Raw genomic sequence first — 12,344 nt, forward strand, 5'->3', positions numbered from 1 at the left:
TTGAAAAACAATATGTCGCTTAATGCGGTGTCCAGTCTTACTGGAGCAGATCATTCTTTCTCTATCCAATTTTTATGTTCACAAAGCACGTCTAAAAGCGATTGGTATCGATATCGGTCAACAATTCGATGTTAGCCGTATGTGTCCAACACTTAAACGCTCTGAAATTATCGAAGTCCAGCCACTCGAAATTCCGCCTTGGTACAAAATGCCAGTTGTAGCCGAAACCAATATTTTACCTTTCAAAGCTTACGCATAGGAAATCACAATGTTAAAAATCGAAGTATTCAAAGAAGACGTAAAGGTCACACCTAGAACCATGCCAGGGAAAGACGGTAAGCCACCACGTACGATTTACGAACAAGATGCTTATGCACATCTACAAGGTCGCTTCCCAACACTTACGAAGGTTCAACTGGAAGAAGGTCAACCACCTTATGAAGCCGGATTTTATACCTTTCATAGCTCTTCTTATATCGTTAATAACTTTGGCACTGTGGAGCTAAAGAAGTACGGCAAAATCATCACACCTCTGGAGCTGGATTTATGATTTGGAATTTACCTAAGCGTACCATTCTCTATAAGGGTGGATTTATGATGGTGAGCCGTGAAGATGACCCTAAATATCAATGTACGTCTTGCTATAAATTATTCTGGGATGAGGAAGTCTATATTAGTGGATTCTTATCTAAGATTGAGTGTCCTAATTGCCAATCATCGTTACGAACGCTAACGGAAGAAGAGCCAATTATTACTGATTAAAACAAAGCCCGTAACTGATGAGACAGCTACGGGCTTTAACCACAACCAACTGAAACGGAGTTGATTATGACAGTTAAAGAATACACGCTATCAGACTTAGAATCTAAGCTTAATGAAATCTCTAATATTTCAATCTTCCTTGGTACTGGAGATTGTCCCAAAGAGATAGCTTACAATTTGCATGATCATATTAATGACCAGATTGAAGAGTTACAGGGAATGGTCAGCTTTATGCGAATCTACCCACAGATTCAGGCTCAAGAGCAGCTAGACAGCCCCCAGAAAGAACTTACGCCTTAGTGCGTATTATGGTTTTATGGTTAAGCTCGCTTTCTGCTGCTATAAGCTTGCTTGTAGAGCATAAAGGAGCAACAAACGAAGTTTGTATTGTTTGGCTTTCTAAAAGCTAACAGTGCGTATTATGTACGTGGGGTTAAAGTAAAAACGCACCTTTTTAATCGGGTGCGTTATCTCTTAAAACCTTGATTACTCTTCTATTTTTCTGTTTGTTAGGCAGCAAGCCAAACACGACATTTTGATCACTTTCACCCAAGATATCAGCGATGTGGAACGCCACGTCCCAATCCATACCGGATAGTCCTCTTCTCCAGTTGTAGAGCCTCTTCTCGCTAACCTTGAGTTTCTTCGCCAGTTGGTACTCTGAGGTCAGTTCGTACTTGGCTTTAACTCGATTCAAAAGCGCATTTGTATAGTTGATAACTTGCATGTTCATCCACGTCCTTTCAAACGATTAAAAGATAGAATCCGTCGAATTACCATCCCCGATACGCATTTCCCGTATTAGAAAAGTCATATAGGGTGAGGTAGAGCAGAGATATCAATGTTTGGAGGCGGGATGAATAACCAAGAATCGAAACTGGATGAGACATTAGCGGCAGCTGAGCAAGCGGCCAAACAAGGCAAGCTAACGTCGAGTGTCAGATTGGTGATTGTATCGCTGAGACAAATCGTTGAACGTCAAAAACCGTTGTTCAAAAACCATAACAACAGACCCTAAAGCGCGTCAAAGAGTGATGAAGACGAATCAGCATCAACGTTCCCCACACAAACGAAGTGCGCGGCCATTGGCCGCGCTCAATCGTGATCGCTGGAGAAAGTTACTCGAGAACCCCTCACAATATGACTACCTGTTGTCACGCTCGGGCAAATCGACACAACGCCAATACTTAACCGATATTGGCCGAGTGATGGACTACTTGGTGAGTGAGCTCGAGTTTCGTACCAGCAAAGTGGGCGTGGTGACGGCAAAAGGGTTCTTGTTGCGTACGTGGGCGAATGTGGCCAAAGGGACGGGCTTGCCGGAATGGCGCGTCAAACAGTGCGTGAGTTACGCGAAAGACCGAGGTTGGATCACTTCAAAGCAGCCACGAGAGAACATCAATGGCGATTGGTACGGCTTGGCGTCCATCAAGCGCATCACCGACAAGTATTTTCGCGATCTCGGTTTAAACGTGGCCTACGCGAATGCCAAACAGGCTGCGACTAAGAACCTCAAGAAAATGGCCGCCTCAACTGGCGTACACATCCGTTACCTCCTCACACCGATCACGTTACTGCGTAAGTTTGCCCGTCGTAGCACTCAACGTCATTACAGCCCTGTGCCTTAAGATCAAAGCTCAAACTGTCCCTCGATCCGCCTGAATCCCGATTTTTCGGGGTTTTTCGTCTCTATTCCTATCAAATTTCATCGATTCAACGCGGCAACCATGCCGTTGTGGATAACCGTTTCATTAACCGGTGTTTTATGGCGTTAACTACTCCATGAATTCAGTCTTTGAGATCACAACGCATAGTCTAAAGACTAATGATCTATCTAAAGATAGATGTAAGGGAGAGTTACTGTTACCCCGTGAAAAACGGGGATAACTTATAAGGAAGCGGCTCATCGAGCCCGCCAGCGAGCTGGAGCCTAGAGGCGCGAGAGGTGTTGTAGCATGGCGATAAACACCGAAAATGCTGGCACAGCAACGGCCAGTGAGTCGCTTCGCGACGGCCTGTTAGGAAAGCCAAGGCGAAATCGAAGTGCACATTTTAATTACTTAAACCTATTAAGTTTTACATTTTAATTGTTATAATCTATTAGTTAACGTCGAGAGACAGGGACACACCAACGTCGAGAGACAGAGGACAACACAATGACAATGCATCAACAGCGCTACCAACAATTGGTCAGCGAGCTTGAGCTCGTTGAACAAACGCTGACCCAAGCGGCGCCAGACTGGAGCACCGTTCCCACCTTTAAGAAACCCCTTGTCGCGATCCAAGCGGCCGAAGAAGCCAGCCAACAGGTGGCGACGACCATCCACTTGCTGAAATCCCTCATGAACAATTTCCATCTTCGTTTGAGCGAACTGGAGGCCAAGCATGGCCAGTAAGAATCCCGTCAAAGGTTACATCGCGTGCCCAACGCATGGCTGTGATGAGATCTGCACCGTGCACGCCGTTGGCGAGCATAAGCTCATCGAAGGCGGTGAGCCGCCTAAAAATAAGCGCCGCCTCGGTCAGCTCTATACCATTTGCCCCAGTTGCAAAACCAACCAAAGCGCGGGTAAACCGTTTCAAGATTGGTTACACAACCACATGGTATCGAGTCCAGATAAAGCGACCACTGGTTATAAAAACAGTATCAATGAGAAGCCTCACCCAACTAAGCCCCCAAAATCGAACGAAACCAAGCCCGATAAGGGCTCAAGCAATCCCGACAAACCCAAAGATAACCAACCCGCGCCGGTTACTACCCGATTAGGCTGGTCATTCTTGTTGCTGTTAAGCACCTGTGCGTTGTTGTGGTTTGGTTTAACGAAGAAAAAAGGAGTCACGCATGAGCAATGAAGCCCCATTCACGCCCGTGGAGAACGAACTGGATGAACGTGATCAACAAGCCGTTGAAGCGGTAGAAACCTTACGTGAAGCCCGAGAGCACGACGAGGCCGAGCCGTCAGAGACTCAAGACGCTTCGCCGGAGCCATTGGGTTTCGGGGAAGAAGATGCGCGCATGATGCTCTCTTACGGCTTAGGTGTTGTGGAGATGACCGTCGGCAGTGTGTTTGATGTGCCGTTTGAAATCGACACCCGAGCCGGTAACCAGTGGTTAGACGCCGCATCACCCATGCTGCAGAAGTACGGACCCGCCGGTTTGAAATGGTTCGGCCAGTATCAAGGCGAGTTTGTGTTTGCCATGGCCTCGATGACCTTGATTGGGGGTTGCGCCAAACAAGTGCGCCAACTTAAACAGGCTCAGGAGACAACTGAGCCCGAGACGCCGCAGGAGGTGGACAGTGAAGCTCCCCAATCCAGTGAACAAGAATAACGCCCACAATGCGGAGCACGTTTGTTACATGGGCACCACGGGCAGCTGCAAAACCACCGCCATTCGTCAGCTCAATTTCATTGAGCGTTCGTCTCAAGTGGTGATGTTCGATCCGTACAGCGAACACATCGAGGCGCCGCTCAAAGGCGGCCGTGTGCAAGCGTGCCACAGCTTTGATGAGTTCTACCACAAGGCGTGGTTTGCCCGAAAGAAAAAGGCCGCGTTTCGGTTGGCTCTGGTTGAGCAAGAGCGAACCCGAGAAAACCTCGAGTTGTTTGCCAACATGGTCTGGTCATTGGGCGATGGCCATCATCCGAAAAAGCTCCACTGTGTGATTGAAGAGTTGGCCAAGTTCACCAATACACCGTCAAAGCTCGATGGGTTAGCCGGCGAACTCTGGACGGGTGGCCGCGGCTTTGGCTTGGTGATGCACGCCACGTTTCAGCGCGGACAAGAAGTCCCCAAGACGGTGCTCGATGAATCCAAATATGTGTACGTCGGCGCGGTCAGCTCACGGCGCAATGCGAAGTACATTGCGGACTATTTTGATATTCCCATAGAGGCCATTCTGGGGCTGCAAAGCTGCGTTGATAGGGAGCATTTAGGGCGTAAAAAGTTCGCAGATTACATCTTAAAATCGCCGGGATTAGGCAAGTGGGAGCAAGGAAAAATCTACCCCAAACGATGACGGTAACCTAATAGGTTTAACTTTTAACCTAACAGGTTAAAGGCACTGGTCATTTTCATCTCTATACACCACGTTATCAGTATCAATCACTCTAAAGGAACTCCCATGAGATTGAACGTGAAAAATGTGGCGATTGTCGCCGGAATTGCCGCGGTAACGACGGGTGCGATCGTCTTTGCCGTGAATAATAAAGTCGGTGGCCTCGATAAGTTGTTGGGTCGCTCGGGCTGGTTTTAGAGGGGAATACGATGTCAGTCAAACCAATCAAATTGAACTCAATGGTTGGCGCGTCGTGGGGACAAAAAGGCACATTGCCTATCCCTAATGGCCCGACGTACCACGAGTTGGTACTGGAAACCAACGCCAGCGCCGCGGACATGCAGCGCATTGCGATAACGCTTAACGCCGAAGAGATTTACGTCTTAACCGGTGAAGAGCTCGTGATGCTTGAGCGCTATAAGCAGCGAGACGCCACGGCGGGGCATTTTGTGATCCCATTCAGTGACATCGTGGCGCGCACCAAAAATGGGGTGCGTTACACCGGTTTGGTCACCGAACTGGGTGACAATATTCACCTCGATATTCAATTCAAAGGCAAGGCGGCCAACGCGACGCCACTGTCTATCCAAGTGCATGCGTGGGTGAGCAACTCTCAAGCGATGCGTGTCTTGGTGCCGATGATCAAACGCGAAACCATGCCAGCCAATGCACAGGGCGAGAACGAGTTCACCAACTTGGTGACGAGTCCGCTCATCAGCATTCGTCGCATGCATTTCATGCACGATAAGATCAGCAAATTGGAAATTGAGCGCGACTTTGTCAAAGAGTACGAAGCCAACACCTTCATTTCAGAAGCCAATGCGAAACGCAATGAGCGCACGCCACAAGACGGTTATTTTCATTTTGACCCGATTGTTCGTGGGTTCTCCATTGACGAACTGTTTCCGACGCAGCACAGCTCCAACTTGAAATTCTCCGTGACCACCACCGATGTCCCAGGCTCAATCCCGATCTTGGTGGAGTCAGTGAAAGTCACGCGACCGGAAATGTTGCAGAGCGGCGCGGCCTAAGGAGCGCCAATGAACGCTTTTTTTGATGATCTGTTGGAGTTTGGCGCGGGCGCATTGGATTCGGTCGGGGAAAACGCCGACTGGCTGTTTCCCACTCATGACCAATCCACGAACCCTGATAAGACGCAGCAACCCAATCATCCTCAAGTGGATAACAAGGGGAATACGGTGACCACGCCGCAAGCTCAACCTCAGAAAGACAACACGATGTTGTACGTCGGAGGTGGGGTTGGTGTGCTGCTGGTCTTGATATTGGGCGCGCTGGCGTTTCGACGATAAGGAGACGGTGATGCCGTTACTGTTTTGGGGATTGGGTGGATTTGGGGTCGGCAGCCTGTTTGGGCTGAGTGCCGGCAAAGGACTCAATAAAGTGTTGCTTGTGGTGCTGTTGGTCGGGTCACTGATGTGGCTCAAAGGAGGGCGCTGATGCTTGGATCATTGACATCATTAACCGGTGGCGGTGGCCTTCAAGGGGGCGCAGCAGGACCCGCTACGTCCGGCACCTCGGGTAACACCACGAATAACAGTGGGTTTGAAGGCGGGCACATCAGCCTCGGTGAGCAACGCGGTATGCCGTGGTGGTTCATTGTGTTGATGGCGCTGTTTGCCTTGTATGCGTTATCTAAACGATAGCTTACAGCCAGCAAAGTGGGCGCACGTCCATCAACGGCTAAAACCAGCACTGAGAGACTATTACCAACACGCACAAACCCAAGTCACAAAAGGCTTAGAGGCAACGTATCAAATAAGTGACACTGTCATGTTGTTGCGTGGTGAAAGGCTGAAAAACCACACCAAAGAGCTGGTTGTGGTGGGGTTAGCGGGCGACATGGCCACCGGCACATTGGCCGCCGTCGAGCATGCGAAACAGCATGGCTTTGATTCGGTGCGAGCGCATTTTTATCGTGAGGGTGCCAAGCGATTCATTGCAAGACGATTGAAGTTACCGGTTCAGGAAATTGAACGCCACGGCGATGAACGGGTTTTACAAATAAGGTTAGCGGATATGGGTGGAAGAAGTTCTTCGAAAAGTCGTCAAAGCAACACCACGACGACCACAAACACCAGCAGCAGTGCGGCGGTCGGTGGCGACAATACCGGTGTGATGCTGTCGGGCGTCAGTGACTCGGACATCAATTTGACCATGACCGATCATGGCGCGATGGCCATTGCGGGACGTACCGCCGAAGAAGCGTTTGATTTTGGTACCCAAGCGTTAAGAGTCAATCAATCGGTGGTCGGAGATTCCTTGAACATGGTCGATAACTCGTTGCGTGTGGTCGATAACACCGTCGATGAAGCCTTTGGCTTTGGGACGTCAGCCCTAGAAGAGCAATCCGAAGTCAGTCAATACGCCATTGATTCGATCAAATCGATGGCCGGTCAACAAACCGAAACCACCAAAGCGGCGATTGCCTTAGCCAACAACGCGAAAGCGCGAGAGCAAACGGGCAGCAATGAATCCGACAATTCCACGTTGAAAAAATTATCCCTCATCCTTGGGATCATCGGCACGATGGTCACCATTGGGGTGGTCATGACAAGGCGCGCATCATGAAACAGACCCACACACTCGAGCCCAGCCAAACGCTGACGTTTAACGCCGGTCAATCCGGAAAGTACCTTATCTTGCGTGATACCACGCACTCGTTACTGCTGCAGGGCGATACCATGCGTCCAGTTGAGATCTTTGGTGGTGACACCGTTGATGTGTCCGCCTTTGACAAGCTCGAGCTGAACAATCATCAGTCAGTGGCGGTGACGTTTGAATACCAAGTATCAGATTTACTCATAATGACCAAGGCGCAGAAAATCAGCGTCAATAACGCGCTGTTGGTCAGTGAAATTGAAAAACCGGTGGACGTGAGAAAAGTGCAGGATCCCGTGCAGGTGAGTGAAGTGCAAGCGCCAGTGAGTGTGGCACAGATTGAAACGCCAGTATCGGTTCAAAAAGTACAAGAAGCGGTTAAGGTTAGTGACATTGTCACTCCAGTTAAAGTCTCAGAAATACAAACACCTACCAAGATTAGTGAGGTTCAAACACCGGTTAATGTCAATCGAGTGGCCGAGCCGGTGACGGTCGACCAAATCACACAGCCGTTGACCGTTGAACGTATTCAAAAACCGGTGAATGTCGAGGTTGGGAATGCGTCACTGGACGTGCAAGCGACCATCACCAACACCGAATTGAAAGTGACGTCGGATCCGGAGCGGGTGACGTTCGCCCAAATCGGCAATGGAACTCTGTCATTGACGGGGCGAACACAGACCATTCGCAGCAAAACCGCGAGAAAGGCGCTCATTTTACAAGCCGCTTCGACCAACAAAGCGTCGGTCATGGTGCAAGGGTTTTTGGAGTTACGCCCGGGTGGGCATTTGATGCTCAACACCAATCAAGCGGTGACGCTGAAAGGGGCTTCGAATGACGTCGTTCGATTAGGAGAAGCGCTATGATGCTGTCATTAACCAATCCTGAGATTGTCAGCGCTAATGATGGCGTGTTGAACGTGGAAGCGAAACACGACAATCAGATAAAATTCATTGTCGGCTCAAATCGAAAGGCGACGTTCCCACTTTCCAACCAGGTCGAATTGTTAGACTTGAGTATTGAGCGCTTTTTGCAAGCGCAAGCAACACCGCACAATCAGCGCCGCAGTGGGCCGCCCTTACTTCCGGCAAGAGCAGGTATCGTTCATATTCAATTTACCGCAGCCAATAATACGAGGGTGTCCTCTCGTGTACTGCATCTGTATTTTGCTTTGAATTTCTTTTATAGCTATCCAATATTTCTTATCAAACCGAAAGCTGCGACCAAGCTTGAGATAACCGTCTCCAACATTGATGCCAGCGTTACGCTGCATTCGAGACTCCTTGTGAAATCGGAGGACGAATGAGATGGCTAGTGTTACTTGCCAGTGGTTTACTGGCCGGAGTGTACCTCATGAATAAGAAAACTATCGATGAGACCGTCAGCGGCTTTGTATTATCCGCTCGAAGCGAAACCCGCATGTTGGGTGTGCATGGCGACTTAAAGAAAGTCGTGCGCCGAGCGTTAGAGCTGTCACCGTATGATTTTGGCATCACAGAAGGCCTACGTACGGCGAAACGCCAATACCAACTCTATCAGGAGGGCTTGAGCCAGCTCGATGGGGCTAAACGTCTCAGCCGGCACCAATCTGGCCATGCGATCGATTTCGTGGCTTACGATGAGAACAACAAGGTGACGTGGGACTTTAAGTACTACGACGCCATCAGTAAAGCCTTTAAACAAGCGGCGCGAGAGCTGAATGTCGCCATTGTTTGGGGTGGTGACTGGAAGAGCCTTAAAGACGGTCCGCACATTGAATTAAGTCGTCGGGTGTACACATGATTGGCGCGCTTGTTAATCTCGTGACCGGTGGTGTGTCTGCCTATAAGCAACACAATCAAAACCGAGCCGAAGCGCTTAAGCGCAAAGACGAACTTGAGAGCGAGAAGCATCAGGCGAGGGTGCGTCGACTTCAAAGCGGCGAAGAGCAGGCCAGTAGCCTCGATGAAGTCAGCATTCGAGAGCGGGGATTCAAAGATGAGTTCATTCTCTTGGTGGTGTTTGTGCCGCTTATCCTTTCGTTTATCCCCAATTACGCGCCCTATGTTGAGCAAGGCTTTGAGGCGCTGCAGGGCATCCCGAATCCGTATTGGTTTGTGGTGGGTGCGGTTGTAGTTGATACGCTTGGGATGCGCGCGATGGTGCGTTATCTTCTCGAGTTTTATGTCTCGCGCTGGAAGGGAAAATGATGGAATTTGTCGACACACTGGTCATCGCGCTGATAACTGGCTGTGTCTCAAGCCTTGGCACGATTGCGGCTTTGAAAACAGACATCAACTGGATAAAGCGAGTGCAGCAAGACCAAGAGCAACGGATACGAAAACTGGAGATACCGAATGAAAGGACACAAGTGCAAAGGCCGCCGACCAAACGGCCAACTTAAGAAAGGTTACACGATCAAGAACGGGCGCGTGGTTAGGGCGAACACCACACGAAAACGCTACAAGAAACGTCGATAAATCATATCAAGAAAAGGGCCATTTCCTTAGGGAAGTGGCCCTTCCTGTATTTCTTAAGACAACAATCTGCACTTTAGTCATCCAGTTTCACAGTTAATGATTTAAATCACTGTTATAACTAGGATTGATGATTATAATCTCTTCCCATAAATCAGACTAGACAGAAAAACTCTGTTTTTAAATGCAGAATTTTCTATCTAATAAGCGTTAGTTCTACTTATTAAATGGGCGTATTGGTTCATATGTGTGATTCACTTCTCATTCATATGCGCAGCTACTTCGATATTATTCTCAGGATTTATAAAACAACAATTGAGGTTAAAATGAGTGCTAGGTATTGCGACAAATGTGGTCAAAAAACAGAACATAAAGAATTGATTAAGCAAAAACCGTCCAAATATGGCAATAGTAAGAAAGAAAAGTTTAAGGAATTTATTGCGGGTTTTTTTGGTGGGATGGCTAGTCCAGCAGGAGCGTCACTAGATTTAATCGATCGCTATGTAGTTTGTTTAGAGTGTGGTACTAAAACATTAGAAAATCATGGCGATGAATTTCAATAAATTGTGTTTTGTCCAGTCTAAGTCGTAGAGCTAACAACAAGCAATTAAAGCAGACTGTCAACGCTTGGGATTTTCAACTCAGTTCAGTTTAAGTGATTTTGGTGGTAATTTTGAACGTATTAGTAGCGTTGTCAGCTACTTAATTGGGTGTTATGCGTCACTCCAACTAGAGAAGGTAACACAAGTGGAAAGTGGAGTTAAAAAATCAGTTCGGTATCTTGCCTTGGGTATTCTTATATATCCGTTTCTTTACATGCTACTCAACTTTATTATCCCGATTCTAATGGCAACTTTGGGCGAAGGTAGTAGCTCGTTGATTGAAATTTTTGAGTATCTCACCTGGTTTATAATGCCTTTTTTTTCGGTGTTTTATCTGTTAGCTTTCCATCACTTTTCGCGAGTGTTAGGTAAATGGCATCAACGAGTTGGGTATACTTTGGTTTTAGCCGCTGTGCTAATTGAAATAGCGATGCCTTGGATGGATTCAGGTCTGGTGTTTAAGACAGCATCTTTTCTATGTCAGCTTTTCGAGATAGGTATTTTAGTTAGTTGTCTGTTCGTTTTTAGCAGTAAGTTGGGGCCAAACTCTGAGCCCGGAATAACCATATATCGAACCGTTTAGGATTAATTCGTAACACGTGGCATTTTTACTATGCGTTGAATGTAGTTTTTATAGCGCAATGGTTTAGGGGGCGGTGCTAATGACTTAACTAGGCTGAAATCAAAAGTTTGAAATTATGTACGCAATTATCAAAATTATAATGGTTCTAACCTGTTTTGTACTTGGTCCTATTTTGGGGGAGTGTCCGAGTCCTGAGACTAAACTTGGGTGGGGGATTTACGTTGGCGCGTTAGTGCTTTGGGCGCTGATTGAGTATTTGATAAAAAGAGATGTAATACAATTTTGGAAGTTGCCAGAGGATTTGCAAGAATTCAATGGCAGAGTTTTTTGGTATGTTTTCTTCTTGGCAGTCATTGGGTTTGTGTTTTAGTGAGGAGCCTAGATTGAACTCATCAGCTAACAATAAATTTGTGTATGTTAGCAACGCTTAGCTCTTTGGGATTGAATTAACTTAAGTGTGTCTAGGTTGACTCATTGCACTAACAAGAGAGTTAAAACAGTTGGCTCAGTCTCGCCGTTCTACACATTTTAACTAACTGTTTATATCTGCTTAAACGGGCGTTATTTTCAAGGAAATATTTATATGTATTGGGATTTGATTGGTTCCGTATTAGCATCATTTGGTGGTGCTTCGGTCATTGTTATGGGCTTTGCTCATTTTTTAGGAAAGATTTGGTTAGATCAAATTTCTAAGCGAACTGCAGCAAAGTATAATGCAGAGTTGCTAACGCTGAAATCTAAAGGAAAATTAGCACTTTCTAGCTTTAAAACTAAAGCTGCGGCGGAACTAAAGAATAGAGAAGAGTTTAATGGAATATCCTTGGAAGTGTACCAAGGTTTCTTTCAGAATAGAGTGTCAACTTATCTCAAATTATTGAAAATAAAAAATGCCTATACTACAAAAATGCATGAAGACTTCATTACTGAAGAAGTCGAAGACTGGGGGAATGCATACTATTCAATTTATTCATCATTACGGGATTTAGTTATTGAAAATCAACTATATATCTCAAATGAACTAGAGCAGAGGTTCTCATTTCTTCGAATGAACGCTGCTGAGTATATTAAGGAAGCTGATAAGACGGAAGGTTATAGTTACGGGGATGACTCCAATGTTACCCAAGAGCGAGTATCAAAAGTCTACAAGAAGCTCGCATCTGAAACATATCAAGAAATGGAAGACTTCTTTAACCAATTAGACGCTGATGTAAAAAAACTACGTTCACGCATAGAAATGGACAAAAACTAACAAACTGTTTATGAG

At 47.0% G+C, this 12,344-nt stretch carries 23 protein-coding genes and 1 pseudogene; 23 read left to right on the forward strand and 1 reads right to left on the reverse strand.

The genetic code is table 11. From position 1 onward, the window contains the following. Positions 1-55: 55 nt before the first annotated feature. From ACED59_RS12800 to ACED59_RS12810, 3 genes and pseudogenes are all read left to right on the forward strand, one after another. Positions 56-259, forward strand: a pseudogene (locus ACED59_RS12800) (phage/plasmid replication protein); the annotation flags it as partial. Between the two features lie 9 nt (positions 260-268). Then, a complete protein-coding gene (locus tag ACED59_RS12805; RefSeq protein ID WP_371704979.1) occupies positions 269-550 on the forward strand; it encodes a single-stranded DNA-binding protein in 282 nt (93 codons plus the stop codon). A gap of 278 nt (positions 551-828) precedes the next feature. Further along, on the forward strand, positions 829-1,062 hold the full coding sequence (locus ACED59_RS12810; RefSeq protein WP_371704980.1) for an RstC protein: 234 nt from the start codon (positions 829-831) through the stop codon (positions 1,060-1,062). 154 nt (positions 1,063-1,216) lie between these two features. Here ACED59_RS12810 and ACED59_RS12815 read toward each other — a convergent pair whose 3' ends face one another. Then, positions 1,217-1,489 carry a helix-turn-helix transcriptional regulator gene (locus ACED59_RS12815; protein ID WP_048666317.1) on the reverse strand — a complete coding sequence of 91 codons (273 nt, stop codon included), beginning with the start codon at positions 1,487-1,489 and terminating at the stop codon, positions 1,217-1,219. A gap of 129 nt (positions 1,490-1,618) precedes the next feature. On the opposite strand from ACED59_RS12815, the gene ACED59_RS12820 reads away from it, so the two are divergent. The 20 genes from ACED59_RS12820 to ACED59_RS12915 all read left to right on the forward strand — a co-directional run bounded on the left by ACED59_RS12820 (position 1,619) and on the right by ACED59_RS12915 (position 12,329). Further along, positions 1,619-1,780, forward strand: a complete 162-nt coding sequence (locus ACED59_RS12820; protein ID WP_017093600.1) for a hypothetical protein — start codon at positions 1,619-1,621, stop codon at positions 1,778-1,780. Positions 1,781-1,796: 16 nt separating this feature from the next. Then, positions 1,797-2,390 (forward strand): hypothetical protein, encoded by a 594-nt coding sequence (locus ACED59_RS12825; protein ID WP_371704981.1) that lies wholly within the window; start codon positions 1,797-1,799, stop codon positions 2,388-2,390. Between the two features lie 528 nt (positions 2,391-2,918). Next, a complete protein-coding gene (locus ACED59_RS12830) occupies positions 2,919-3,158 on the forward strand; it encodes a hypothetical protein (protein WP_017093602.1) in 240 nt (79 codons plus the stop codon). Next, entirely contained in the window at positions 3,148-3,615 is a 468-nt protein-coding gene (locus tag ACED59_RS12835; RefSeq protein ID WP_371704982.1) for a hypothetical protein, read from the forward strand. Before ACED59_RS12830 ends, ACED59_RS12835 begins: the two co-directional genes overlap by 11 nt. Then, a complete protein-coding gene (locus ACED59_RS12840; RefSeq protein WP_231904644.1) occupies positions 3,605-4,093 on the forward strand; it encodes a hypothetical protein in 489 nt (162 codons plus the stop codon). Before ACED59_RS12835 ends, ACED59_RS12840 begins: the two co-directional genes overlap by 11 nt. Beyond that, positions 4,062-4,781 (forward strand): hypothetical protein, encoded by a 720-nt coding sequence (locus ACED59_RS12845; RefSeq protein WP_285955048.1) that lies wholly within the window; start codon positions 4,062-4,064, stop codon positions 4,779-4,781. Before ACED59_RS12840 ends, ACED59_RS12845 begins: the two co-directional genes overlap by 32 nt. A 105-nt stretch (positions 4,782-4,886) precedes the next feature. Next, a complete protein-coding gene (locus tag ACED59_RS12850) occupies positions 4,887-5,018 on the forward strand; it encodes a hypothetical protein (RefSeq protein WP_016787086.1) in 132 nt (43 codons plus the stop codon). A gap of 11 nt (positions 5,019-5,029) precedes the next feature. Then, the gene (locus ACED59_RS12855; RefSeq protein ID WP_017100413.1) at positions 5,030-5,851 is read left to right on the forward strand and encodes a major capsid protein P2; all 822 of its coding nucleotides are present in this window, start codon (positions 5,030-5,032) and stop codon (positions 5,849-5,851) included. Positions 5,852-5,860: 9 nt separating this feature from the next. After that, positions 5,861-6,130, forward strand: a complete 270-nt coding sequence (locus ACED59_RS12860) for a hypothetical protein (RefSeq protein WP_017100412.1) — start codon at positions 5,861-5,863, stop codon at positions 6,128-6,130. 147 nt (positions 6,131-6,277) lie between these two features. After that, complete coding sequence (locus tag ACED59_RS12865) at positions 6,278-6,484, forward strand: hypothetical protein (RefSeq protein ID WP_016787082.1); 207 nt, start codon at positions 6,278-6,280, stop codon at positions 6,482-6,484. A gap of 127 nt (positions 6,485-6,611) precedes the next feature. Next, positions 6,612-7,409, forward strand: coding sequence for a hypothetical protein (locus ACED59_RS12870; RefSeq protein WP_371704983.1), 798 nt, complete (start codon positions 6,612-6,614; stop codon positions 7,407-7,409). Then, positions 7,406-8,305, forward strand: a complete 900-nt coding sequence (locus ACED59_RS12875; RefSeq protein ID WP_371704984.1) for a hypothetical protein — start codon at positions 7,406-7,408, stop codon at positions 8,303-8,305. Before ACED59_RS12870 ends, ACED59_RS12875 begins: the two co-directional genes overlap by 4 nt. Continuing rightward, positions 8,302-8,745 carry a hypothetical protein gene (locus ACED59_RS12880; protein WP_371704985.1) on the forward strand — a complete coding sequence of 148 codons (444 nt, stop codon included), beginning with the start codon at positions 8,302-8,304 and terminating at the stop codon, positions 8,743-8,745. Before ACED59_RS12875 ends, ACED59_RS12880 begins: the two co-directional genes overlap by 4 nt. Beyond that, positions 8,742-9,221 (forward strand): M15 family metallopeptidase, encoded by a 480-nt coding sequence (locus tag ACED59_RS12885; RefSeq protein ID WP_371704986.1) that lies wholly within the window; start codon positions 8,742-8,744, stop codon positions 9,219-9,221. The genes ACED59_RS12880 and ACED59_RS12885 overlap by 4 nt, the downstream gene beginning before the upstream one ends. Continuing rightward, entirely contained in the window at positions 9,218-9,628 is a 411-nt protein-coding gene (locus tag ACED59_RS12890) for a hypothetical protein (protein ID WP_102533710.1), read from the forward strand. The genes ACED59_RS12885 and ACED59_RS12890 overlap by 4 nt, the downstream gene beginning before the upstream one ends. Beyond that, a complete protein-coding gene (locus tag ACED59_RS12895) occupies positions 9,625-9,822 on the forward strand; it encodes a hypothetical protein (RefSeq protein ID WP_017083697.1) in 198 nt (65 codons plus the stop codon). Before ACED59_RS12890 ends, ACED59_RS12895 begins: the two co-directional genes overlap by 4 nt. Beyond that, on the forward strand, positions 9,776-9,898 hold the full coding sequence (locus tag ACED59_RS12900) for a hypothetical protein (RefSeq protein WP_269461004.1): 123 nt from the start codon (positions 9,776-9,778) through the stop codon (positions 9,896-9,898). Before ACED59_RS12895 ends, ACED59_RS12900 begins: the two co-directional genes overlap by 47 nt. A 323-nt stretch (positions 9,899-10,221) precedes the next feature. Continuing rightward, positions 10,222-10,458, forward strand: coding sequence for a hypothetical protein (locus ACED59_RS12905; RefSeq protein ID WP_371704998.1), 237 nt, complete (start codon positions 10,222-10,224; stop codon positions 10,456-10,458). A gap of 184 nt (positions 10,459-10,642) precedes the next feature. Then, complete coding sequence (locus ACED59_RS12910; protein ID WP_371704987.1) at positions 10,643-11,080, forward strand: hypothetical protein; 438 nt, start codon at positions 10,643-10,645, stop codon at positions 11,078-11,080. A 583-nt stretch (positions 11,081-11,663) separates the two neighbouring features. Continuing rightward, positions 11,664-12,329, forward strand: a complete 666-nt coding sequence (locus tag ACED59_RS12915) for a hypothetical protein (protein ID WP_371704988.1) — start codon at positions 11,664-11,666, stop codon at positions 12,327-12,329. Positions 12,330-12,344 lie beyond the last annotated feature (15 nt).

It is taken from the genome of Vibrio sp. FF266 (assembly GCF_041439695.1).
Lineage (GTDB): Bacteria > Pseudomonadota > Gammaproteobacteria > Enterobacterales > Vibrionaceae > Vibrio > Vibrio tasmaniensis_A.

Bases quoted from the DNA above. Each gene is read 5' to 3' on its own strand.
- ACED59_RS12915 (WP_371704988.1), top strand. From the start codon at position 11,664: ATGTATTGGGATTTGATTGGTTCCGTATTAGCATCATTTGGTGGTGCT.
- ACED59_RS12865 (WP_016787082.1), top strand. From the start codon at position 6,278: ATGCTTGGATCATTGACATCATTAACCGGTGGCGGTGGCCTTCAAGGG.
- ACED59_RS12860 (WP_017100412.1), top strand. From the start codon at position 5,861: ATGAACGCTTTTTTTGATGATCTGTTGGAGTTTGGCGCGGGCGCATTG.
- ACED59_RS12900 (WP_269461004.1), top strand. From the start codon at position 9,776: ATGAAAGGACACAAGTGCAAAGGCCGCCGACCAAACGGCCAACTTAAG.
- ACED59_RS12905 (WP_371704998.1), top strand. From the start codon at position 10,222: ATGAGTGCTAGGTATTGCGACAAATGTGGTCAAAAAACAGAACATAAA.
- ACED59_RS12820 (WP_017093600.1), top strand. From the start codon at position 1,619: ATGAATAACCAAGAATCGAAACTGGATGAGACATTAGCGGCAGCTGAG.
- ACED59_RS12840 (WP_231904644.1), top strand. From the start codon at position 3,605: ATGAGCAATGAAGCCCCATTCACGCCCGTGGAGAACGAACTGGATGAA.
- ACED59_RS12890 (WP_102533710.1), top strand. From the start codon at position 9,218: ATGATTGGCGCGCTTGTTAATCTCGTGACCGGTGGTGTGTCTGCCTAT.
- ACED59_RS12895 (WP_017083697.1), top strand. From the start codon at position 9,625: ATGATGGAATTTGTCGACACACTGGTCATCGCGCTGATAACTGGCTGT.
- ACED59_RS12835 (WP_371704982.1), top strand. From the start codon at position 3,148: ATGGCCAGTAAGAATCCCGTCAAAGGTTACATCGCGTGCCCAACGCAT.
- ACED59_RS12885 (WP_371704986.1), top strand. From the start codon at position 8,742: ATGAGATGGCTAGTGTTACTTGCCAGTGGTTTACTGGCCGGAGTGTAC.
- ACED59_RS12875 (WP_371704984.1), top strand. From the start codon at position 7,406: ATGAAACAGACCCACACACTCGAGCCCAGCCAAACGCTGACGTTTAAC.
- ACED59_RS12850 (WP_016787086.1), top strand. From the start codon at position 4,887: ATGAGATTGAACGTGAAAAATGTGGCGATTGTCGCCGGAATTGCCGCG.
- ACED59_RS12880 (WP_371704985.1), top strand. From the start codon at position 8,302: ATGATGCTGTCATTAACCAATCCTGAGATTGTCAGCGCTAATGATGGC.
- ACED59_RS12825 (WP_371704981.1), top strand. From the start codon at position 1,797: ATGAAGACGAATCAGCATCAACGTTCCCCACACAAACGAAGTGCGCGG.
- ACED59_RS12815 (WP_048666317.1), bottom strand. From the start codon at position 1,489: ATGCAAGTTATCAACTATACAAATGCGCTTTTGAATCGAGTTAAAGCC.
- ACED59_RS12855 (WP_017100413.1), top strand. From the start codon at position 5,030: ATGTCAGTCAAACCAATCAAATTGAACTCAATGGTTGGCGCGTCGTGG.
- ACED59_RS12810 (WP_371704980.1), top strand. From the start codon at position 829: ATGACAGTTAAAGAATACACGCTATCAGACTTAGAATCTAAGCTTAAT.
- ACED59_RS12870 (WP_371704983.1), top strand. From the start codon at position 6,612: ATGTTGTTGCGTGGTGAAAGGCTGAAAAACCACACCAAAGAGCTGGTT.
- ACED59_RS12805 (WP_371704979.1), top strand. From the start codon at position 269: ATGTTAAAAATCGAAGTATTCAAAGAAGACGTAAAGGTCACACCTAGA.
- ACED59_RS12830 (WP_017093602.1), top strand. From the start codon at position 2,919: ATGACAATGCATCAACAGCGCTACCAACAATTGGTCAGCGAGCTTGAG.